This is a genomic window from Mesorhizobium sp. (genome assembly GCF_005063415.1).
GTDB lineage: Bacteria > Pseudomonadota > Alphaproteobacteria > Rhizobiales > Rhizobiaceae > Mesorhizobium.
Map to the genome: position 1 here is coordinate 17,997 of NZ_SUEG01000022.1, position 21,681 is coordinate 39,677.

Here is a 21,681-nt window from a genome sequence, read left to right on the forward strand (position 1 = left end):
TCGGAAAGGTTGAGCCATCCTTACGCATTCCAGTGACGGTGCGGCCGAGCCCGATGATGCGGCGTTCACCGGTCGTCAGATAGCGGTGGAGATAAGCGTCATGCTCTTCGCGATAGGGCGACGGCATCAGCAGACTGACATTTTGTCCGAGCACCTCGCTCGACTGGTAGCCGAACAGCGTTTCGGCAGCGGTGCTGAAGGATTGAATACGGCCCTGTTCGTCGATGACGACCATTGCATCGGGCACCGTTGCCAGGATCGAACGCAAATGATCTTCGCGCAAGCGGAGGGCGGCGTTCGCAAAGGAGAGCTCGCTAACATCGGTGCCTTCGACGAAAATAGCCGTGACGCGACCGTCGTCGGCCTTGATGGGCTGATAGACGAAATCGAGGATGCGCTCTTCGACCGGCTCGTCATGGCTGTTGCGAAGGGCGACCTTCACGCCCTGACCCCTGTAGGGTTCGCCCGTTTCGCACACCTGGTCCAGCAGTTCGTAGAAACCTTGACCTTCGAGCTCGGGCAGGGCCTCGCGTACCGACTTTCCTATCACTTGCCTTTGGCCGATCAGGCGCTGATAGGCGGCGTTGGTCAACTCATAGACATGACCCGGCTCACGCATCAATGTCATGAAACCGGGGGCTTGCTCGAACATCTGGGCCAGCCGGTCGTGTTCGGCCGTGGTCTGCCCCTTGCCGCGAACGTCGGTCGACAAGTCACGTGTTTGTCTGTCGTCCAAATCAAGTCCTTTGATCAGGGAACCCGCAACGCAGTCTAGTTATCATTCATCGCTCTTTCTGCACACGCAAAACCATGATGCCAAATAGTCACGATCAAGCCGGTTGCTAATGCACTTTGACGCGCATCAAGGCGCCGCAGGCCAATGCACCCCATGCTGCGTTCAACTGCTCCAGCGAAAGGCGCCTCCAGTGTCCTACAAATCAATTGCGGTGAACCTCGCCATCGATGCACCTCCTGCGGCCATGGTGAGCCTCGGGGTTGAACTTGCTGAAAACTTCGGCGCTCACCTTATCGGCCTCGCGGCTGCGGATGTCCCGCCTCTGGTCGCGACTGGCGACGGTATGGTCTACGAAGGCGAGATCATGCAGATCCAGCGAACGGAAATCGAAAAACGGCTCGCCGAACTGCGCGCCGACTTCGAGAGGCTGGTTCCTGCCTCGATCTCAAGCGAATGGGGTCAAACCGTCTGCAGCCCCACGCGCTTCCTCAGCGTTTGGGCCCGTGCGGCCGACCTCATCGTGACCGGCGGCGACAAAGGAGAAAATGTCTATCGCACCGTCGATATCGGTAGCCTTGTACTCGGCACAGGCCGGCCAGTACTCGCCGCTGCAAGCCATATCGAACATGTCATGGCAAATACCGTGCTGGTCGCCTGGAAGGATACCAGGGAGGCGCGACGGGCGCTGACCGACGCATTGCCCTTCTTGGCCAAGGCCAACGACGTCGTCATCGCCACAATCGACAGCGAGCGCGACGACGGCATCCGTGACAGCCTCGCAGATGTCGCAGTCTTTCTTGAGCATCACGGCATCATGGCGCGGGCCGAGTTCATCCGCGGCGACGCTGACGGTGAGCATCTGTTGGCATTTGCGAGCTCAATCAACGCCGATCTGATCGTTTCCGGCGCATATGGCCACAGCCGCCTGCGCGAATGGGCATTCGGTGGAGTCACGCGCACGTTGATCGAAGAAAGCAGCATCAACCGACTCATGTCGTATTGACCCCCGGCCGCATCGCAAGTCCGCCAGTTGCGGCATTCACGCGAGGGTCATCGTCCGCAGACAGCCCGTTGACCGAGATCAATGCAGAGGTCGCCGAGATGACAATGATATGGCGGGAAACGGGAGTGACCGACATGACTTTTCTCGACTACCTGATCTCAGTTGACGCCAGGACAGCCTTGATGGGCCGCATGATGCGGAAGCTGGGCGTCGACAAACAATTGAAGATCGTTCCAGACAATATAGCCGTCACCAATCGGGCGGTGGACCGCTGCCGCGCCTGCGGACACCAGGACGAATGCTCGACCTGGCTCGACGAGCAGCAGCAAGCCGACGATCCGCCAGACTATTGCCGCAATCGCGACCTGATCGCGCGGCTGCAGCATGCGGCCGGTCAGCGATAGGAGCGTCTCCGGCCAAATGGCAGTTTGCGTCACTAACGTCGCGCTGGCCGCCTCATGGCGGTCAACCAAGACGAGACCATAAGAGATTGTCACTCACGGCACCTCGGCCAGCGATGCGCCCAGGATCACGTCTTGGGTCGTTATCCGCGCCCTGATCTTCATCAGTTTCAACGAATAGTGCCGGCGGCATCGCCATCATGTCGGCACCGCGGAGCCAGTCAGCTTTCAGGTCTGTCATCTCGGTCGATGAGGATGCGCTCCGCGGCTCCATCGAGGTCCTCGTATTGCCCGCTCCTCAAAGCCCACAGAAACCCAGATAGCCCAAGAGCACCAAGGAACAGGGCCACAGGTATCAGATAGACGAGCGTCGTCACGACGATCGCGCCAGTGCGCCGATGGCGGACCGGTTGCCGCGCCTGCCCACCGTCTCCGGTGCGTTCGTCGCAAAGGACGCCAGGCGTAATGCATTTCCGATGACAAGCAGCGACGAGGCGGACATGGCGATTGCGGCGATCAACGGTGTGACGTTCCCCGAAATGGCGATCGGCACGGCGACGGCATTGTAGATAATCGCGATGGCGATGTTTTGCCGGATCAGTCGTCCGGCCTTGCGCGAGACGTCGAGGGCAAGGGGTACGGCCGAAAGGCTTTCACGCAGGAACACGAAGTCCGCTGCCTTGCGGCCGACATCGGCGGCCGTGGCTGGAGCTATCGAGACGTGTGCCGCGCTTAGCGCAGGGGTGTCGTTGAGGCCGTCGCCAACCATCAGCACCTTGTGGCCGTCCTTCGCCAGCGTTTCGATATGTTCTACCTTGCCCGAAGGAAGCAGCGCCGGAACAAAGTGATGGATGCCCAGCGCCGCCGCGACCTCGCCGCAGGCAGCGGCGGTGTCGCCCGACAGCATTTGCGCGGAAACCCTCGCGTTGTTTAATTGCTCGATGGCCGCTCTGGCGTCTGCACGCAACGCGTCCTCGAAGACGAAGGAAGCCACAATGATCCCATCTTTCGTCAGAACCGTTCCGCCATATCTGCTTTCGCCCCCGGTTCGGGCCTTCCACCCGGCCCATCCGCGCCTACCCAGACGCCAGGTGCTGCCCGCGGCAGTGGCTTCGATGCCGAATCCGGGGTGCTCGCTGACAGCCTCGAGCTCCGGCTGGCCCGCGAAACCTGCAAAATTGGCAATGGCCTTTGAAAGCGGGTGACGGGAATGCGCGGCGATATCGGCTGCGATTGCCAGCATGGTCGGATCGATCGACGATGCATTGACGAGCCGGGGCTCACCGAGCGTAAGCGTGCCGGTCTTGTCGAACACCGCGACGTCGATCGCCGCCAAGCGCTCCATGGCGGAACCGTCCTTGACCATGACGCCAGCTTCGAACAGACGCCGCGCGGCGACAACCTGCACGATCGGCACGGCGAGTCCGAGCGCACAGGGACATGTGATAATGAGGACGGCGATGGCGATCGTCATTGCCCGGTGCCAGTCGCCGATGGCCACCATCCAGCCGAGGAACGTCACGAAGGCGGTCAGATGGACCACCGGCGCATAGAGCGCCGAAACGCGATCGGCGATCCGGCGATAATGCGCGCGACCGCCCTCGGCCGCTTCCATTAATCGGACCATCTCTGCCAGGAAAGAGTCTTTTGCGGCGGCTGTCGCCTCGACCGTCAGTGGGCCCGTGAGATTGAGAATGCCTGCCTGTACGGCTTCTCCTGACGCCACGGTTCTGGGAACGCTCTCACCGGAAACCAGCGAACAGTCGAGATCCGAGGAGCCTCGAATAATCTTGCCGTCGACGGGAATCCGCTCACCCGCCGCGATCAGCAACTGCATGCCTGGTTCTATCTCGCCAACCGGCCGGTAGTCGCGCGTGCCATCATCACGCATCACCATGGCGCCACGCGCCGCGAGCCGTGACAGGCCGTTCACCGCGGTTCGGGCACGCTCCCGCATCACGTGATCAAGCGTGCGGCCGATCAGCAGGAAGAACAGCAGCGATACCGATGCGTCGAAGTAAGCGTGGTCGCCATGGTTGATGGTTTCGTAGAGGCTCATCGCGTAGGCGAGTGAGACCCCAACAGCAATCGGCACATCCATGTTCATGCGGCCGTGGCGCAACGCGTTCCATGCCGAGCGGAAGTAAATGCCGCCGGCGAAGGCGAGGGCAGGGATGGCAATCAGCGCCGAAATCCAATGGAACAGGTCGCGGGTCGCACCTTCAGCGCCGGACCAGACCGAGACCGAAAGCAGCATGATGTTGCCTGCCGCAAAGCCGGCAACCGCGACGGCGCGGATCAGTTCCGAAAGCGTCTTGTCCTTTTCATCAATCTCGGGCTCGAAAAGATGCGCGGGGTAGCCCAGCCGCTCAAGCGCTGCGACGAATGGCGGTGCCTCATTCCCACGCCAGCGGATCGAAACCCGTTTCGTCGACAGGTTGACCCGTGCGTCTTCGAGGCGATCGAGCTTTTCGAGTGCTGTCTCGATCGTCTGTATGCAGGCGCCGCAGTGAACGGTCGGCACTGAGAGATCGGTCTGGTGAAGATCATCGCCAAGCGAGCGGCTCGCCAACTTGACTTCCTGGTTCGACGGCAAGACGGGTGTGACCCTCTCGAGAGCCAGCGCCATTTCAGCGCCCGGCGCGCAGCAGCTCATTGCAGCGCTCCTTGGGAAATCATGATCCGACGGACATCGCGATAGGGTTCGGCGAGACCAGCATCGGCATCGACTTCTACGATCCAGACGCCATCTCTCGGCGTGTGCTGCGCCGCAAATTCCTGGCCTGTAGTTGAGGCCAGAGTGAGGGACTTGTCCTCCGCCTCGTAAGCGGGGTGGCGAAACAGAACCTTCACAGAATGCAGGGGAATGGGCTTGCCGGCGGCATCGCTGAGGCTGTAGCGGACCTCGCCCCATGCGATGGTGAGTTTGCTGGTCCAGCCGAGTGCGGCCTGCGCGCGCCCCTCCTCGACCTTCTTGTTGAACTGCTGGCTCGCCACATAGGTGTTTTCAACGACAAGACCGGTCCAGCTCGTGCTGGCCAGCGTCGCCATGGTCACATTCACGCCAACAACCACGCCGAAAAAGCCGAGAATGGTAAGCAGCATATGCCCTCCGGTAAATTCGCGGGGCCTTCGCATATTGACGCTCATCTAAGGATCTCCGGTGCGTTGAACGTGGCCGTGTATTCATCGACTTCGAAACTTGCCTTGTCTTCGACCCGGAACTTGAATGTCTGCGCTTGCCCCTTGAGCTGTTCAGCCGGCTGGCGGACGAAAATCTTCAGCATCTTCAGCCGGTCTGGTTCGACGGCGATGGCAAATGAGCGATCTGCAGGCAGGTCGATCCCGACGACGTTCATTTCGGCGCGTTGTAAGCCCTGCATGGTGACGACAATCGTCCTTGGCTCGGGGATCATGTTGAGCAGCTTGACGGTGTAACCATTGCGGATCGAACCATCGGACAGCGTCACGAACTGCGGATTGCGGTCGTGCAGAACGCTGACGTCGAGCCGGTCGCGCGTCAGCAGCGAATAGAGCAGGGCAAGGCCGATCGCCGACCACGCGCCCATGTAGACGAAGGTGCGTGGCCTGAAGATTTTGCGGAGATGGAAATGGGCCAACCTATCGGAGAAAACGCCGCCGTCGGTCCGCACGAGCGACGGGTTCACCGAGCAAGAGCCGCCTGCGGTGGCTACCGCCATGTTGGCGTTGTAATCGGACAGCGTCGCATAGGAGATCAGTCCCCGCTCCTTGCCGAGCTTGTCCATGACGCCGTCGCAGGCATCGATGCAGAGCGCGCACGTGATGCATTCGAGCTGCTGGCCGTCGCGAATGTCGATCCCCATCGGGCAGACGGCGACACAGGCATTGCAATCGACGCAGTCTCCAACCGGCTGCCCCGCGGCAAGCACCTTCTTGGCGTGGCGCGAACGCGGCTCGCCGCGCCAATCATTGTAGGTTACGGTGAGCGAATTCTCGTCGAGCATGGCCGCCTGGATACGCGGCCATGGGCACATATAGGTGCAAACCTGCTCGCGCATCAGTCCGCCGAACGTGTAGGTGGTCGCCGTCAGCACCGCGATGGTGATGTAGGCGATGGGCGCTGCGGTCCCAGTGAAGACCTCTCGAATTAAAGTTGGCGCATCGGCGAAATAGAAGATCCAGGCACCCCCCGTTGCCGCGCCTATGACCAGCCAGATAGCGTGTTTGGATACACGCAGCACAAGCTTGCGCGCGGCCCAGGGGCCGGCATCGAGTTTCATGCGCGCGTTGCGGTCGCCCTCGATCGCGCGCTCGACAACCAGAAACAGGTCGACCCATACGGTCTGTGGGCACGTATAGCCGCACCAGGCCCGGCCGACCGTGGAAGTGACCAGGAAAAGGCCGATGCCGGCCATGACCAGCAGTCCGGCAACATAGTAGAATTCCTGCGGCCAAATCTCGATGAAAAAGAAGTAAAAGCGGCGATTGGCGAGATCGATCAGCACAGCCTGGTCGGGGGCAAACGGCCCCCGATCCCAACGCAGCCAAGGTGTCAGGTAGTAAATGCCCAGCGTGATTGCCATCACCAGCCACTTGAAGCGACGAAAGCTGCCTGAAGCGCGCTTCGGGAAGATCTTCTTGCGTGCGGCATAGAGCGGCTGACGCGTTTTGGCCGAGTTGACCGCCTCGGCCTCAAGCCGCTCTACCTGAATGTTGTCCAGCACCAATATCTCCACTCGCGCACCCGATCATTTTGCCGTGCAACCGGACATCTCTGATGTGGGGCGACGTCCGGAATGCAGAGTGCTGGCCAAGCTTTGCCGCATGATGGGCCGCGCCGCGTTGATGCAAGTCAATCGCCGATGCGGCAAATACGATCGAGGCCCGGCGCAAGCCGGGCCCCCGTCGCTTAGCCGGCGGAGGGCCGGGAATAGGACCCCCCTCTATTCCCCACCACCAAGCGAATGGATGTAGACGGCGAGCTCCTTGACTTTGGTGTCGCCAAGACGTCCGCCCCAGGCTGGCATCACGCCCTGTCTGGGCGCGCGAACCTGGGCAGCGATCGATGCTTCCCCGGATCCGTAAAGCCAGATGGCATCGGTCAAGTCGGGCGCGCCAAACTCCTTGTTGCCCTTTGCATTTTCGCCATGACACGCCACGCAATTCTCCGCGAAGACCTTGGCACCCGGCTCGACCAGACTTTCGTCTTGAACAGGTCCCGACAGGCTGGCGACATAGGCGCTGACCTTCCTGATCTGGTCAGCTGTGATAATGTCGCGAAAGGCCGGCATTTCGGATTGGCGTGTGTCCGGGTCCGATGAAAAACGGATGCCGTGTGTGATCGTCTGCTGGATCTGCTCGGCACTTCCGCCCCACAGCCAATCGTCGTCGTTGAGATTGGGAAAGCCGCTGGACCCTTGGGCGCCGGAGCCGTGGCACTGCACGCAATTGACCTTGAACGCGGCGCCGCCGGCGGCACCCGCGAATTCGCGCAGCGCATCGTCGGCGGCAATTTCCACGACAGTTTTCGACTGTACAGCCGCTACATACTTGCCCTTGGCGATTTCGGCTGCGGCGAGCTCGTTCTTCACATCATTTCGGCTCGAATAGCCGATTACGCCTTTGGTCGCGGAGCTCAGCATCGGCCATGCTGGATAGGCGATGGTATAGCCGATCGCCCAGAGGATGGTGATGTAAAAGGTCGTGATCCACCAGCGCGGAAGCGGATTGTTGAGCTCCCGGATGCCATCCCACTCATGGCCGGTGGTTGAAATGCCCGAGACTTCATCGATATGCTCGTTGCTCATTGTCAATCGTCCTTGAGAGGTATTCGGGCGGCTTCGTCAGCTTGCCTGCGGCCGCCGGGGCGAAGCGCGAAGGCAATGCATCCGACGAAGAACAGCGCCATGGCGAGCAGGCCCCAGCTGTCGGCAAATTCCCGCATCAGATTGTAATTCATCGATGTCTTCCTCAGCGGTAGCCGGCGGCCTCGTCATAGTTTTTGAAGTCGACCAGCGTGCCGAGCATCTGGAGGTAAGCGACAAGGGCATCCATTTCGGTGACCTGCTGCGGATTACCGTCGAAATCACCGAGCTTGGCCTTCGGATAGCGTGCTTCGAGGCCGGACGTGTCGACGTTGGCATCCGCTTGTGCCATGAGATCGGCATTGGCATTAGCAATCATGTCATCGGAGTAGGGGACGGCGACACGCTTGTTGGCGATAAGATGTGTCGAGAAGTCCTTCACCTCGATCGGTGTATTTTTCAGGAATGCGTAGCTTGGCATGATCGATTCCGGCACCACAGAGCGCGGGTCGGTAAGATGCTGGACGTGCCATCCATTCGAATACCGGTCGCCCACCCGCGCGAGGTCCGGTCCGGTGCGTTTCGATCCCCACTGGAACGGGTGGTCGTACATCGACTCGGCCGCCAGGCTGTAATGCCCATAGCGCTCGACTTCGTCGCGGAAGGGCCTGATCATCTGGCTATGGCAGAGGTAGCAGCCCTCGCGCACATAGATGTTGCGGCCGGCGAGCTCGAGCGGCGAATAGGGCCGCATGCCTTCGACTTTCTCGATCGTATTGTCGAGATAGAAGAGCGGCGCGATCTCGACTATGCCGCCGACCGTCACCACCAGAAGGGAGCCCACGAGAAGAAGCGTGGCGTTCTTCTCGATCACGGCATGTTTGTCCATCAAGCCCATTTTCTGGCTCCTTATTCGGCAGGCTGCAGGGCGGGAACAGGATCCGGCATCGGTTGCTCCTCGCGCTGGTAGCCGAGGATCGTCATCGCGATGTTCCACGCCATGATCAGCATTCCGGCGAGATACATCGCCCCGCCCAGAGCGCGCATGACATAATAGGGATGCATGGCTGCGACGGTCTCGGCGAAGGAGTAGACCAGGAAGCCCTGCTCGTCGTATTCGCGCCACATCAGGCCCTGCATGACGCCGGAGACCCACATCACCGCGGCGTAAACGACGATCCCAAGCGTCGCCAGCCAGAAGTGCCAGTTGACGAGCCGCAGCGAATAAAGCCGGTCGCGGTTCCATAACTTCGGGACCATAAAATAGATCGCGCCGAACGAGATCATGCCAACCCATCCGAGCGCGCCCGAATGAACGTGACCGATGGTCCAGTCGGTGTAGTGCGAGAGCGAGTTGACGGCCTTGATTGACATCATCGGGCCTTCGAAGGTCGACATCCCGTAGAAGGCGATGGCCATGACCATCATGCGGATGATCGGGTCGGTGCGCAGCTTGTCCCAGGCGCCCGAGAGCGTCATCAGGCCGTTTATCATGCCGCCCCACGAGGGCATCCAAAGCATGATCGAGAACACCATGCCGAGCGTCTGGGCCCAGTCCGGCAGAGCGGTGTAGTGGAGGTGGTGCGGACCGGCCCAGATGTAGAGAAAGATCAAAGCCCAGAAATGGATGATCGACAGCCGGTAGGAATAGACAGGTCGGTTGGCCTGCTTGGGCACGAAATAATACATCATGCCGAGGAAGCCGGCGGTGAGGAAGAAGCCGACGGCATTGTGGCCGTACCACCACTGCGTCAAGGCATCCTGGACGCCGGAGAAAGCTGAATAGCTCTTTGAACCCACGAACGAGACGGGCATCGATAAGTTATTGATCACATGCAGCATCGCGATCGTCACGATGAAGGACAGATAGAACCAGTTGGCGACGTAGATGTGCGGTTCCCTGCGCTTCAGGATGGTGCCGAGGAACAGGACGAGGTAGGCGACCCACACAATGGTCAGCCACAGGTCCACATACCATTCGGGCTCGGCGTATTCGCGGCTCTCGGTGATGCCGAGCAGGTAGCCGGTTGCAGCCATGACGATGAACAGCTGATAGCCCCAGAATACGAACCAGGCGAGATCGCCGCCGAACAGCCGGGCACGACAGGTCCGCTGCACGACATAAAGCGACGTGCAAATGAGCGCATTGCCGCCGAAGGCAAAGACCACGCCGGAAGTATGCAAAGGCCGTAAGCGGCCGAAGTTGAACCAGGGCTCGATGTTAAGATCCGGGTAGGCAAGCTGCAGCGCGATGACCACGCCGACCAGCATTCCCACCACGCCCCAGAACATAGTGGCGATGGCACCGTAGCGGATCGGCCCATCCATATAGGCGGACGGATCGATTGCCGCGGGCGCTGCGAAGCTCGTGTTGCGAAGAAGGATGGTGATAAAGCCAAGCAGCACGATGAGCAGCACCCACATGTGCTGCCGAAAAGGTTCGTCCACACCAAAGCCGGCAGCCACCAGCGCGACAAAGGCGAAAAGGCCCAAAGCGACGATTTCTGTGCCGAACTTCATGACATGTCCCCGAGGTCGGATTCCGATGCGCGGACGCCAATCCGCGTGAACACCAATTCAGCAGTCTCCCCATCGCCGCCTTGATCCATGTCAAAGCCATTTGCTTTTGGATTGGGCAGCGTTGATCTCGCAAACGATCGGGAGGCTGTCATTGAATAGGGACAGGGAATGGTCGCGGTTCGAAACAGGCCGCGACAGTTCGTCATCCGGCAGAGAGGCGGTAGCAGCGGCGGTCATGAAGCGCGCGCATCTGGACAAGCTGCAGCTCTGTGATGCCCTGGAAAGAATCGCCGACACCTTGCCGAATGTCGACCGCCTGAAGTGCCTTGGCACAGCCAACGCGATCGTCCCGTTATTGCGCAACATTCATCAATATGAAGAGACGGTCATCTTTCCCGCCTACGAGGCCACTGTCGCTGGCAGCGATGCTACCCTGGCCTCAGTCCGGCGGCTGCGCGCCGAGCATGTCGAGGACGAATGCTTTGCCGGTGAGGTGACCGAAATCCTGCTGGCGATCGGCCATGGCGAGAGGTTGCACAACGCGGAAGCCGTCGGGTTCATGCTGCGCGGATTGTTCGAAAGCTTGCGCCGGCATATCGCGTTCGAACGCGAGCACGTCTTGCCCATGATCGGGATGGCCGACGAGCACTAGGCGCCTGAACGCCGCTCCAGCCGGCTCAAGCTGTCCACCCTCACGTGCCGATTGTTCTCGATCCGGATCACGCCGTCAGTCCGCAGCCTGGTCAACTGGCGGCTAACCGTCTCGATCGTCAGGCCAAGGAAGTCGGCGATGTCGGCGCGTGTCAGCGGCAGATCGAAACTGGCCGACGTTGCGGCTGAATCAATCGTGGGATCGATGTTCCTGGCGATCATCAAGAGAAAGCTCGTCACTTTTTCCGAAGCGGTCTTGCGCCCCAGCGTCAGCATCCAGTCGCGTGCATGATCGAGCTCGTTCAGCGTTTGCTTGAGCAGGCGATGCTCGAGCTCTGGTGATTCCTTCAGCATCCGTTCGATAGCCGCTTTTGGAAATGAGCACAGGGAAACAGCTGTTGCCGCTTCCGCGTTGATTGCGCTTTCCACCTTGAACGGCCGTCCGAGAAAGTCGGGCGCAAACTGGAGGCCTACAATCTGCTGGCGACCATCGGAAAGGCTCTTTGTCAGCTTCACCACACCCGAAAGCACGTTCGAATAACTGTCGACGGTCTCTGCGTCGCCGATCAGTTCGAACCCGGGGTCAACGCTGTGTCTTGCTGAGGTCTTGGCGAGTGCGACCAACTGGTCGGGATCGAGCGCACCGCAGACCCCGCGATGCCGTGCTTCGCAAGACTGGCAAAGTACTGGACTGCCGGAACTGTGAACATCTTGGCGCACTGTCATCATGATCGTCCGAACATTCAAAGTACCGGCAAAATAGCACCGGCGGCTGCAAATCTCTTGCGGCAGTTTGTCCGCGGAGGGCCTTGACCGAAATCAAGGCGGCGATGGGGATCTGCAGCCAGATTCAACTTTGTAAGGATGACGGAAGGCGACATGCGACCGGAATTGGCTGCCAGACTTGGCGAGAACGTGCCCCGCTACACCAGCTATCCTACCGCGCCGCATTTTCACGCGGGCGTCGATGCCGCCGTTTGTCGTGGCTGGCTGGAGGCGCTCGAAAATGGCGGCGGGATCTCGCTCTATCTGCACATCCCCTATTGCGATAGACTCTGCTGGTTCTGTGCGTGTCATACCAAGCAGACGCGCCACTATGAGCCGGTGACGGCTTATCTGCGCTCGCTACATGCGGAGATCGCGACGGTCGCGGGTCTCGTCAGCGGCAACGGCCATGTCCGCGCAGTCCATTTCGGCGGCGGTTCGCCCACCATGCTGAAGCCCGAGGATATGGTGGCGTTGGGGACTGCCTTACGGAACAGCTTCGATCTTGTGAAGGACGCAAAAATCAGCGTCGAGATCGATCCCAACGACATGGACGAGGCGCGCCTCGATGCGCTCGCCGAAATCGGCATGACCAGGGCAAGCCTCGGTGTGCAGGACTTTGACCCGAAGGTGCAGAAGGCGATCAACCGCGAGCAGAGCTTCCTGCAGACCAAGACGGTTGTCGACGGAGTTCGTTCACGCGGCGTCGGTTCCGTCAATCTGGACCTGCTCTACGGCTTGCCGCACCAGACCAGCGAGAGCGTCTGTTCCACCGTAGCGCAGGCGCTGACCCTGGAACCAGACAGGATGGCGCTGTTCGGCTACGCGCATGTGCCCTGGTTCAAGAAGCACCAGACGATGATCGACGAAGCGTGGCTGCCTGGCCGTGCGGAGCGGTACGCTCAATCGCAAATTGCCGCCGACCTCGTACTGAAGGCAGGGTATGAGGCGGTGGGCTTCGACCATTTCGCCAAGCCAAGCGATGCGTTGGCGCAAGCAGCCCGTACAGGCACCTTGCATCGCAATTTCCAGGGCTACACCGAGGATCGCTGCGAGACACTGATCGGGCTTGGCCCTTCATCCATCAGCCGTTTTCGCCAGGGTTACGCGCAGAACATGCCGGCGACGGCAGAGTACGGTCGCATGGTTGCAGGGGGCGGACTGGCCGCGGTCCGCGGCATCGCATTTTCCGATGATGACTGCGTCCGGGGCTGGATCATCGAGCGACTGATGTGCGATTTCGCCTTTTCGGCGATCGAACTCGTAGAGCGCTTCGGCGAGCGTGGCCAGCGGCTCCTTTTCAAGGCAAGTTCCCTGGCGATTAACGATCCGGCCCGGTTGCTGGAGCTCGATGGCGACAATTTCGTCGTCCCGGCGGAAAGTCGCCCGTTTGTTCGCAGCATCGCAGCAATGTTCGACGCTTATCTTGAGAGCGGCAAGGGCAGGCATTCGGTGGCAGTTTGAGCGCTGCCGCGGTCAGAAATGCTCGCCGGCTTTGAACGGGCCGATCCGGGTCCCCGCCGCAACCAGGTACGCGGTCGACCAGCCTATCAGCAGGAATCCGTTCACCCCCTCAAGTGCCGCCAGTACGCGCCATGCGTGAGCGGGTACGATGTCACCGTAGCCGACAGTCGAAAAGGTGATGGTGGAAAAGTAGAGTGCGGTTTCGAAGTCGGCGAAGATATCGAGCAACCGGTAAAGTCCGGCCCAAACCCAGACCTCCGCTGTCATCACGGCGAAGAGCCCCATGACCACGCTGATCATCGCGACTGTTCGGCTGCGGTGCCCATGCATGCGAAATCGCGCCACCAGATGTCCCATCGCGCGAGTGACTGCGATAAGGCCAAAAGTGTGAATTACTACCGTCAGGCTTATGACGATCGTACCGACGAAGAGGTTGAGAGCCATCCAAGGAAATTACGAAATTCGAAGGAAGCATTCCTTGCGCGAAGTCAATCCGGCCGGGTTTCGCCGAAGCCTGCCGGTTCGCCATCGCCCGTCACAACGGGAGCGAGACGAAAGAACATCGCCAGCTTCAGGCTTGTCGCGATCCGTTCAGCGCGGTCGACGAACACCGCAGCCGTTTCCGGGGCGAAGAGTTCGACCGCCGTCTGCCGGAACAAGGCCAGCCAGACATCGAAATCGGCCTCGGTGACATCCTTGAGTTTGAGGTGCGCCGGCACCGGTCGTCCTTGGTAGTCGCCGCTCTTCAGGATAACGGAACACCAGAAATCCGTCATTTTCTCGAGATGAGGTTCCCAATCGCCGGTGATTTCGCGCGCGAAAATCGGTCCAAGACGCCTGTCCTTCCTGACCTTTGCATAGAATTCGCGGACCAATCTTCCGATCGTCGTGCGCTCGACGCCGGTATGATCCAGCGGCTGTTCCGCGACGGGACGCGCCCGATCGGCAAAAGCTGATTTCAATGTCATCATGCACTCTTGTATGCGTCAGGACAGTCCCAGGCGCCGAAGGGCAACCTGGACAGGGCTGGGTCGGTCGCGAACAAGCCGGAACCCCAAATTGTCGGGCGGCGTCCCGACGGCGCAACCACCGCTCTTTCCATCCCGAATGAAGTCAGACATGTAGGTGCGGTGAAATCCCTCGACAACGTGTACTCCGCAATTGTCGATAGAACTCTCGATCCGCTTGCCATCAATCGCTATTATGGCGTGGGAATAACATGTCGAGGTCCATTCCCAGACATTTCCCGCGATATCTGCCACGCCTTTTGAATTGGTGCCGAAGGACCCCTGAGCCCTCGGTTCCGGATCGGGTTTCCGCCCAAGCGCAGTCTCGAGCCGATACCGGGTGAGCCACCGCCACGCCGGGTTGTTCGGGTCGCCTTCGCCCTCAATGTCACCTCGGAACTTTTCGCTGGCCGCATAAGCCCACTCGACGTCCGTTGGCAGCCGCCATGCCTGTCCCGTGCGGGCTGACAGCCAGGTCGCATAGACTTCCGCATCTATGTGGCTGACACCGGTGACCGGAATGTCGCCACTCTTGCGTGAGTCGGCGGGCTTGCAGGCGCCGTCCGCCACGCAGCGTCCGTATTCCGAAATGCTTACCTGATATTTCATGATCTCCAGCGGCGCCTTCATGGTTTGCTGCACGATGGGCGCCGCGACGGGATGGTTCCCCTTGAGGAACTCCCCAGCCTGTGGGTGCTCGAACGAGCCGGATCCCAGGACGACCAGTTCGCTCACTGCGGTCTGGTGGGGGAGGCCAAAAGGGCGCGTGTCGAGCGCATGGCTTACGCCCCAACCGATCAATGCGACGGCCGCAGTTGTTCCGAAGGTAATGACGGGGTCAAAGGACATGCTGCCAACTCCGGCCGCAAGCGCAACCCCTTTGGCTCCGCCGCGGGGTCGCACCGAGGATCGGATCTCCGCTCTACGAGGTGATAGCCCTGGGCGCTTCGACCTGCATCATCAGATCGTCGTCCCAGTTTCCCTCGACCATGAAATGCGCGGTCGCGCCGAGTTCGACTGCCTCGATCAGATTGTGGTTGACATAGGCATAGATGCCAGGCTGCAGGAACGTATACAGCGCCGCCCCTGCCGACCCGCCACGGATGAACCAGGTTTCCAGATCCTTGGCCGGTGGGTTGGCGAACTTGCCCTGTTCCCAGACAAAGTCGCCATGACCCCCGATCAGGTGCGGACGCGTGTCGCGGTTGGCCTGGGAATGAACGAGCAACATGGTTTCACCGACCTTTGCTTTCATGGCATTGTCGCCGGTCAGCGAACCAGCCCTGCCATTGAACACCACATGCGTCGGGATTAGCCCGCGCATCACCTTGAGGGTATCGTCGTAATTGTCGCCGGCGGTTTCATATTTCTTGAATTTTCCCTGCTCGTCGCGGGGGATGTAGAAGTCGTTCTCGCCGATGTAGTAGATGCGATCATACCGAACGGGGTTGCCCTTGTCGTCCTTGAGGCCATCGCGTGGCAGCACCATCACCGCGCCGCTCATCCCCGATACGACGTGCCACGGGATCATCGCGCCGCCGGGTGCGCAGTGATAGACGAACGTTCCGGCCCGCGTGGCCTTGAAGCGCAGCGTAACCTGCTCGCCCGGATTGACCAGCGTCAGCTCGCCGCCGCCGAGCCCGCCAGTGGCAGCATGGAAATCGATATTGTGGGCGAGAGTATTGGTGTCTGGATTGATGAGGGTAAGCTCAAGATAATCGCCTTCATGCACGACCATCAGAGGGCCTGGGATCGAACCATTGTAGGTCATCGCATTGAGCTGCGTGCCGTCGGCGTCAATGACCATCGGCTTCTCCTCGATCGTCATGGTGAATTCGACGATCTTTGGACCGCCCTTGGCGACCTGATCGTGAGCATGCACGAATGGCGGCGGGACCAGTGTTATCTTTTCACGGGGCAGCCCGGCGACATCCTTGACGCTTGCCACTGCCGGCATTGCGCCAATGCTGGCGACCGCGGCTGCGGTAAGAACAGAACCCAACAAAGCTTCGCGTCTTGTAAGCATTTCCATCTCCTTGGTGTCGGCCATTCGATGTCATCAGAATAGCCTCGGCTTCGGCCAAGTCTTTGCGCTAGCGCAAATCCATCGCGTCATTCAGTTCGCAGTGTTTGGAGACGCATGTACCGACGCAAGGCATCGGCTTTGCTGCATGAAATCGGGAATCAAATAGGCCGGGCTGGACCTCCCCCTCGGTCCACCCGGCCTTCCCCCGGCCGCCGAAGCGGAGGGGATCTGCGAGATCTGAATGAAGGTCAGTTAGAAGCGGTTTTGGTCGCCTCGGCGAACAGTTCGGCGAATACCGGCTTGGCTTTCCCGACCTGCTTGACGGCTTCCGCCGCCGCCAGGTTGACGGGCTTGCCGACGACGATTAGCGCAACCATGCCCATGCCGTAATGTGGAGCGCACTTCACGCCATAGACCCCCTCCTGCGTAACGGTCACGGCAATTTCCGCGCTGGGCTTGCCCTTGAAGGCTTCAGCTCCGTCCGGAATCATGCCCTTGATGCTTTCGGCGTTGTGGGACTTGTCGGTGGGCACGAACTTGATCGTGTCTCCGGGCACCGCCCGAACAAAGGCAGGCTGGAAGACCATTGAGCCTTTCTCTCCCTTGTTCAGCATCTGCACGACATGTTCTTCGGCATTTGCCGTACCGGCGATGGAGAGCAGGGCGATAGCGGCGGCAATCAGGGGCAGTTTCATTGGAATTCCTTTCTTGACTTCGTCACGGCACTAACCGTTGCGCTCTTCTACTGGACCGGCAGACGTGGTGATTTGCGCTGGCGCAAATTGGCGTGCGAAATGTGCGTGGGAGAACCCGTCTCGCCCGGCGAGCCGGCTCCCGCCCGCCTTCAAGCTGCGGTTCTTGACTGCCGCACTTGCAACCGTGGTCGAACGAGCATGACGCCGAACAGGCCCGCAAAGCCAACGAAGGATGCGATCCACAGTGCCGCAGAGATATGAAGGAGCACTGCCTCGGTGGGCGCGAACGCAGCTGCGATCCGAAAAATGGCCGCAAGCACGACCGCGGCAAAGATTCCACATGTGCCTGTACTTGCTCGCAGTTCACGGCCCGTGTGTCCGAGCGTGGCGCGGGTCATGACGGCCAGCGTCATACAGGCCACTGCTCCGACGCCGAACGCATGGATGCCGGCCACCGCGGGCACTCTCTCGGGCACGAAGACAGCGAGGCCGGCAATCAGGAGGCCGAGCGGTACGAAGGCGAATGCCACGTGCAGGACCAGCACCAGAGGATCGCGCAGCGTCCGGTCGCCAGCCCAACGAGCAAGCCGGATCGCATTGAGGACCGCTCCGGCGATCAGCACCGCGCCGGTGCCTGAAAGGGTGGGAAAGAAGGCCCAGGCCGACAATCCGGCCGCAGAGAGTGCGATCGTTCCCACGTCGAACCTGCCGAACGTGACCGGCAGGCGCCCCGGTCTCTCACGCACCAGCCAGTTCCGGGTGAAGGAAGGAATGATGCGGCCGCCTATGATCATGACAAGGACGACCGCCGCGCCAAGACCGAGACGGCGGCTGATGTCAGACACGCCTTGATAGTGCGCCTCAGCATGAAACATCATATTCGCCGCCAGAAGTGCCGTCACCGGCACCAGGACCTTGAGGTTTCGCCAGTTTCGGCCCGCGATGATTTCCGTTGCGGCAGCGGCAACGACTGCGAGAAGAAAGGCGCAGTCTATGACGGCACTGAGCAGCCAGCCTGCCTGCGCCGAAAAGAAGACGATGAACCGCCCCGCGGACCAAAGCAATACCAGGCCCAGCAGGGGAAGGCCCTGCACGGGAAGCCTTCCGGTCCAGTTCGGGATTGCGGTCAATAGGAAACCGGTCACAACGGCCGCCACATAACCAAACAGCAATTCGTGGATATGCCAGTCCACGGGCGAGAAGCTGCTGGAGGTCTCGAGCCTGCCGTAAAACAGAGGCAGCCAGAACAGCATCGCCGCACCGCCATACAGTGAACCGATAAGAAAGAATGGCCGGAACCCGTAGGAGAGAACAGCCGGATAGGTGCTCGGCCGTGTTCGTGGAATTGCCATGACTTCCCTTCAAAGAAAAAACAGGTGGGCGTGATAGGTGACTTAGACGGCCGCCACTCCGGTACTTCTACCGTGACTGGGCAGACGGAATTTGCCGCAGCGCAAATAAGATTTGGAATTTCAGGGAAGGCGGCGAAAACGCGCCTCTTGCCGCACGAGGGCCGCCCATGACACATTCTATGACCGGGCTGCCTTGACCATGGCAAACCTGGATGCCTGGGGCGCAACAGCACTTGGGAGGGCACAGCGTTGGGTAGTCTCGATCGCTCGCTGATAGCCGGGCTTCCTGTATTTGGGGGCATAGCCCCCACGGATCTCGACCGCATAATCGGCCAGGCCAGGTCGTTGAGGATTGCCAAGGACCAGCCGGTGTTCGAGCAGGAGAAGCAAGCAGATTCCTTTTTCCTGTTGCTCGACGGACATGTGCGCGTCGTGAAATCAACTCCCGATGGTCACGAGGTGACGGTGCGATACATAAGTCCGGGTGAGTTGATGGGCATCGCCCATGCGCTTGGCCTCACCACCTACCCGGCAACTGCCATTGCCGCGGTTGATTGTATCGTTCTTGGCTGGCCGAGTCGCTTATGGCCGACATTTGCCGCCGATTTCCCCAGTTTCGGCTCTAATGCGTACAAGGCCGTGGGCAGCAGGCTTCAGGACGCTCATTCGCGCGTCATCGAAATGTCCACCGAGCAGGTGGAACAGCGCGTCGCCCGTGGGCTGCTCAAGTTGGTCAAGCAATCGGGCAAGAAGACCGACGAGGGCATCCTTATAGATTTCCCGATCTCACGTCAGGACATTGCCGAGATGACCGGTACGACACTTCACACAGTCAGCCGGCTGCTCTCGGCATGGGAAAACCAAGGATTGGTCAAAAGCGGACGCCAGAAAGTGATGGTGGTCGAGCCTCACCGGCTGCTGGTAATTGCGGAAGGGCGTGATGAAAAAGCCTAATTCGGGCCACCGGCATTCGTCACCGCCAGCAGGTCGCGACGGAGTTCTTTTTCACTCAGATCGTGCTCTCGTGCCGCGTCGGAAACGGTGTGAAACGAAGCAATCGGGCAGCCGACGCAAAGCATGCCGTGCTGTAGCACCGCCCGGATGGTCGCCGGCGACCCACGCATGATTTCGTCCACCGTCGCATCGTCGCTGAATTTGCGTTTCATGCCGCTTGTCCGCGTTTGGAGAGCGACATCCTGCTGCTGGTTTCAGCGATGTTCGTTGCGCTGAGGCAAACAAGAAGCAGTTCAGCCTACTTCACGCCTGAACGACGCAGATCGTCGAGCGCGTCAGGAATCTCTTCTCCCGCCCATTGTCGAGCGAGAACATGCCGCCGCGGCCGGGCACCACATCGATAACAAGATTCGTGTGCTTCCAGGCCTCGAATTGCGAAGCCCCGATGTAGAACGGCGCGCCTTGGATGTGGCCGAGCAACACATCGTGATCGCCGATGATGAAACCGGTACGCGGATAGCACATGGGCGAAGAGCCGTCGCAGCAGCCGCCGGATTGGTGGAACAGCACCGGTCCATGCTCGGCAACGATCTCCGCGATCAGTTCGAGCGCTGCCGGCGTTGCCGTGACTTTCGCATGCATGGCTTTTCCGATTTTTTACCCTGGGGCGCGGCCCTCGCGGGGCCGCGCAGTAGAGAAAAGACGATCAGAAGAAGCCAAGCTTTTTCGGACTATAGCTGACCAGCATATTCTTGGTCTGCTGGTAGTGGTCGAGCATCATCTTGTGCGTCTCGCGACCGATGCCCGACTGCTTGTAGCCGCCGAAGGCGGCATGCGCGGGGTAGGCGTGGTAGCAATTGGTCCAGACCCGGCCGGCCTGGATCGCGCGGCCAAAGCGGTAGGCGCGGTTGCCGTCACGCGTCCAGACACCGGCGCCAAGGCCGTAGAGCGTGTCGTTTGCTATTGCCAGCGCGTCCTGGTCGTCCTTGAAGGTCGTGACCGACACCACCGGTCCGAAAATTTCCTCCTGGAAGATGCGCATCTTGTTGTTGCCCTTGAACACTGTGGGCTTGACGTAATAGCCACCCGCCAGGTCGCCCGGCAAAAGATTGCGGGTGCCGCCGGTCAACACTTCCGCGCCTTCCTGACGGCCGATGTCGATGTACGACAGGATCTTTTCCAACTGCTCGGACGAGGCCTGGGCACCGATCATCGTCGCCGGATCGAGCGGATCGCCCTGCACGATCGCCTCGACACGCTTGAGGGCACGTTCCATGAATCGGTCGTAGATCGACTCATGGATGAGGGCGCGGCTGGGGCAGGTGCAGACTTCGCCCTGGTTCAGGGCGAACATGACGAAGCCCTCGATCGCCTTGTCGAAGAAATCATCATCCTCGGCGACGACATCCTCGAAAAAGATGTTGGGCGACTTGCCGCCCAGTTCCAGCGTGACCGGGATCAGGTTCTGGCTGGCGTATTGCATGATCAGGCGGCCCGTCGTGGTCTCGCCGGTAAAGGCGATCTTGGCAATGCGCGGCGAGGAGGCGAGCGGCTTGCCGGCCTCGAGCCCGAAGCCGTTGACGATGTTGAGCACACCTGGCGGCAACAGATCGCCGACAAGATCGGCCCACAGCAAGATGGCGGCCGGGGTCTGCTCGGCAGGCTTCAGGACCACGCAGTTTCCGGCGGCAAGTGCTGGAGCAAGTTTCCAGCAGGCCATCAGCAGCGGGAAGTTCCATGGGATAATCTGTCCGACAACGCCGAGCGGCTCATGGAAATGATAGGCGACGGTGTCCTCGTCTATCTGCGAAAGGCTGCCTTCCTGGCCACGTAGGGCGCCGGCGAAATAGCGGAAATGGTCAATGGCGAGCGGCAGGTCGGCCGCGGTCGTTTCGCGGATCGGCTTGCCATTGTCCCAGGTTTCGGCGCACGCGAGCAGATCGAGGTTTTCTTCCATGCGGTCGGCGATGCGGTTGAGGATGAGCGACCGCTCGGCTACGCTGGTGCGCGCCCAGGTGTCTTTGGCCGCATGGGCCGCGTCAAGCGCCGCCTCGATGTCGTGGGCATCCGAACGCGCCACTTCGCACAGCAGCTGACCGTTTACCGGTGACTGGTTCTCGAAGTAACGGCCGGAGTGCGGCTGGGCCCACTTGCCGCCGATGAAGTTGCCGTAGCGCTTGTTGAACGGCGCCTTGACCGCACGTGAGAATTCTACCTTGTTCATGTTCTCCTCCCAAAATCGACGCCGCGGGATGCGACGCTTAAGGGGAGAGATTTGCGATTTCTGCCGCCATTGTCACCGTGGCAAGGACAGTAGCCGG

Annotated in this window: 24 protein-coding genes; 5 read left to right on the top strand and 19 right to left on the bottom strand. The window is 60.4% G+C overall.

The features are described 5' to 3' along the window. Nucleotides 1-652: PAS domain S-box protein (locus tag E5W70_RS08765; RefSeq protein ID WP_292656665.1), on the bottom strand; the 652-nt coding region annotated here is incomplete at its 3' end. A 274-nt stretch (nt 653-926) separates the two neighbouring features. Here E5W70_RS08765 and E5W70_RS08770 point away from each other — a divergent pair. Together E5W70_RS08770 and E5W70_RS08775 are read left to right on the top strand one after the other, a co-directional pair. Next, the gene (locus E5W70_RS08770) at nt 927-1,739 is read left to right on the top strand and encodes a universal stress protein (RefSeq protein WP_292656668.1); all 813 of its coding nucleotides are present in this window, start codon (nt 927-929) and stop codon (nt 1,737-1,739) included. Between the two features lie 134 nt (nt 1,740-1,873). Then, nucleotides 1,874-2,143, top strand: coding sequence for a DUF6455 family protein (locus E5W70_RS08775; protein ID WP_292656670.1), 270 nt, complete (start codon nt 1,874-1,876; stop codon nt 2,141-2,143). A gap of 218 nt (nt 2,144-2,361) precedes the next feature. Here E5W70_RS08775 and ccoS read toward each other — a convergent pair whose 3' ends face one another. The 8 genes from ccoS to ccoN form a co-directional block, all read right to left on the bottom strand. Next, nucleotides 2,362-2,517, bottom strand: a complete 156-nt coding sequence (gene ccoS, locus E5W70_RS08780; protein ID WP_292656569.1) for a cbb3-type cytochrome oxidase assembly protein CcoS — start codon at nt 2,515-2,517, stop codon at nt 2,362-2,364. After that, nucleotides 2,514-4,796: a cation-translocating P-type ATPase gene (locus tag E5W70_RS08785; RefSeq protein ID WP_292656571.1), complete on the bottom strand. Its 2,283-nt coding sequence runs from the start codon at nt 4,794-4,796 to the stop codon at nt 2,514-2,516. The genes ccoS and E5W70_RS08785 overlap by 4 nt, the downstream gene beginning before the upstream one ends. Then, nucleotides 4,793-5,290 (bottom strand): FixH family protein, encoded by a 498-nt coding sequence (locus E5W70_RS08790; RefSeq protein WP_292656573.1) that lies wholly within the window; start codon nt 5,288-5,290, stop codon nt 4,793-4,795. Before E5W70_RS08790 ends, E5W70_RS08785 begins: the two co-directional genes overlap by 4 nt. Continuing rightward, on the bottom strand, nt 5,287-6,846 hold the full coding sequence (gene ccoG, locus E5W70_RS08795) for a cytochrome c oxidase accessory protein CcoG (RefSeq protein WP_292656575.1): 1,560 nt from the start codon (nt 6,844-6,846) through the stop codon (nt 5,287-5,289). The genes E5W70_RS08790 and ccoG overlap by 4 nt, the downstream gene beginning before the upstream one ends. Before the next feature lie 219 nt (nt 6,847-7,065). Then, the gene (ccoP, locus tag E5W70_RS08800) at nt 7,066-7,929 is read right to left on the bottom strand and encodes a cytochrome-c oxidase, cbb3-type subunit III (protein WP_292656577.1); all 864 of its coding nucleotides are present in this window, start codon (nt 7,927-7,929) and stop codon (nt 7,066-7,068) included. Nucleotides 7,930-7,931: 2 nt separating this feature from the next. Beyond that, nucleotides 7,932-8,081, bottom strand: coding sequence for a cbb3-type cytochrome c oxidase subunit 3 (locus E5W70_RS08805; protein WP_292656579.1), 150 nt, complete (start codon nt 8,079-8,081; stop codon nt 7,932-7,934). A gap of 11 nt (nt 8,082-8,092) precedes the next feature. After that, nucleotides 8,093-8,824 carry a cytochrome-c oxidase, cbb3-type subunit II gene (gene ccoO, locus E5W70_RS08810; RefSeq protein ID WP_292656581.1) on the bottom strand — a complete coding sequence of 244 codons (732 nt, stop codon included), beginning with the start codon at nt 8,822-8,824 and terminating at the stop codon, nt 8,093-8,095. 11 nt (nt 8,825-8,835) lie between these two features. Then, nucleotides 8,836-10,446, bottom strand: coding sequence for a cytochrome-c oxidase, cbb3-type subunit I (gene ccoN / locus E5W70_RS08815; protein WP_292656583.1), 1,611 nt, complete (start codon nt 10,444-10,446; stop codon nt 8,836-8,838). A gap of 235 nt (nt 10,447-10,681) precedes the next feature. Between ccoN and E5W70_RS08820 the strand changes: the two genes are divergently transcribed. Further along, the gene (locus tag E5W70_RS08820) at nt 10,682-11,098 is read left to right on the top strand and encodes a hemerythrin domain-containing protein (protein ID WP_292656585.1); all 417 of its coding nucleotides are present in this window, start codon (nt 10,682-10,684) and stop codon (nt 11,096-11,098) included. Here the strand turns inward: E5W70_RS08820 and E5W70_RS08825 are convergent. Continuing rightward, entirely contained in the window at nt 11,095-11,823 is a 729-nt protein-coding gene (locus E5W70_RS08825; RefSeq protein WP_292656589.1) for a Crp/Fnr family transcriptional regulator, read from the bottom strand. The two genes, E5W70_RS08820 and E5W70_RS08825, sit on opposite strands and share 4 nt — an antisense overlap. Nucleotides 11,824-11,976: 153 nt before the next feature. Here E5W70_RS08825 and hemN point away from each other — a divergent pair, with 153 nt between their 5' ends. Further along, complete coding sequence (hemN, locus tag E5W70_RS08830) at nt 11,977-13,326, top strand: oxygen-independent coproporphyrinogen III oxidase (RefSeq protein ID WP_292656591.1); 1,350 nt, start codon at nt 11,977-11,979, stop codon at nt 13,324-13,326. A 12-nt stretch (nt 13,327-13,338) separates the two neighbouring features. Here the strand turns inward: hemN and E5W70_RS08835 are convergent, their stop codons facing one another. The 6 genes from E5W70_RS08835 to E5W70_RS08860 all read right to left on the bottom strand — a co-directional run bounded on the left by E5W70_RS08835 (nt 13,339) and on the right by E5W70_RS08860 (nt 18,406). Then, nucleotides 13,339-13,770: a potassium channel family protein gene (locus tag E5W70_RS08835; protein ID WP_292656593.1), complete on the bottom strand. Its 432-nt coding sequence runs from the start codon at nt 13,768-13,770 to the stop codon at nt 13,339-13,341. Between the two features lie 44 nt (nt 13,771-13,814). Then, nucleotides 13,815-14,294, bottom strand: a complete 480-nt coding sequence (locus tag E5W70_RS08840; RefSeq protein ID WP_292656595.1) for a group III truncated hemoglobin — start codon at nt 14,292-14,294, stop codon at nt 13,815-13,817. Between the two features lie 18 nt (nt 14,295-14,312). Next, a complete protein-coding gene (locus tag E5W70_RS08845; protein ID WP_292656597.1) occupies nt 14,313-15,182 on the bottom strand; it encodes an SUMF1/EgtB/PvdO family nonheme iron enzyme in 870 nt (289 codons plus the stop codon). 73 nt (nt 15,183-15,255) lie between these two features. Further along, nucleotides 15,256-16,359 (bottom strand): copper-containing nitrite reductase, encoded by a 1,104-nt coding sequence (gene nirK, locus E5W70_RS08850; protein ID WP_292656600.1) that lies wholly within the window; start codon nt 16,357-16,359, stop codon nt 15,256-15,258. Between the two features lie 248 nt (nt 16,360-16,607). After that, the gene (locus tag E5W70_RS08855) at nt 16,608-17,054 is read right to left on the bottom strand and encodes a pseudoazurin (RefSeq protein ID WP_292656602.1); all 447 of its coding nucleotides are present in this window, start codon (nt 17,052-17,054) and stop codon (nt 16,608-16,610) included. A 149-nt stretch (nt 17,055-17,203) separates the two neighbouring features. Then, the gene (locus E5W70_RS08860; RefSeq protein WP_292656605.1) at nt 17,204-18,406 is read right to left on the bottom strand and encodes an NnrS family protein; all 1,203 of its coding nucleotides are present in this window, start codon (nt 18,404-18,406) and stop codon (nt 17,204-17,206) included. A 249-nt stretch (nt 18,407-18,655) separates the two neighbouring features. On the opposite strand from E5W70_RS08860, the gene E5W70_RS08865 reads away from it, so the two are divergent. Further along, complete coding sequence (locus E5W70_RS08865) at nt 18,656-19,360, top strand: Crp/Fnr family transcriptional regulator (protein WP_292656609.1); 705 nt, start codon at nt 18,656-18,658, stop codon at nt 19,358-19,360. On the opposite strand, the gene E5W70_RS08870 is transcribed toward E5W70_RS08865, so the two are convergent. From E5W70_RS08870 to adh, 3 genes are all read right to left on the bottom strand, one after another. Continuing rightward, a complete protein-coding gene (locus tag E5W70_RS08870) occupies nt 19,357-19,572 on the bottom strand; it encodes a DUF1858 domain-containing protein (protein ID WP_292656612.1) in 216 nt (71 codons plus the stop codon). The two genes, E5W70_RS08865 and E5W70_RS08870, sit on opposite strands and share 4 nt — an antisense overlap. 91 nt (nt 19,573-19,663) lie before the next feature. Then, nucleotides 19,664-20,002, bottom strand: a complete 339-nt coding sequence (locus E5W70_RS08875; protein ID WP_292656615.1) for a DUF779 domain-containing protein — start codon at nt 20,000-20,002, stop codon at nt 19,664-19,666. Between the two features lie 64 nt (nt 20,003-20,066). Further along, nucleotides 20,067-21,584, bottom strand: a complete 1,518-nt coding sequence (gene adh, locus E5W70_RS08880) for an aldehyde dehydrogenase (protein WP_292656617.1) — start codon at nt 21,582-21,584, stop codon at nt 20,067-20,069. Nucleotides 21,585-21,681: the final 97 nt, after the last annotated feature.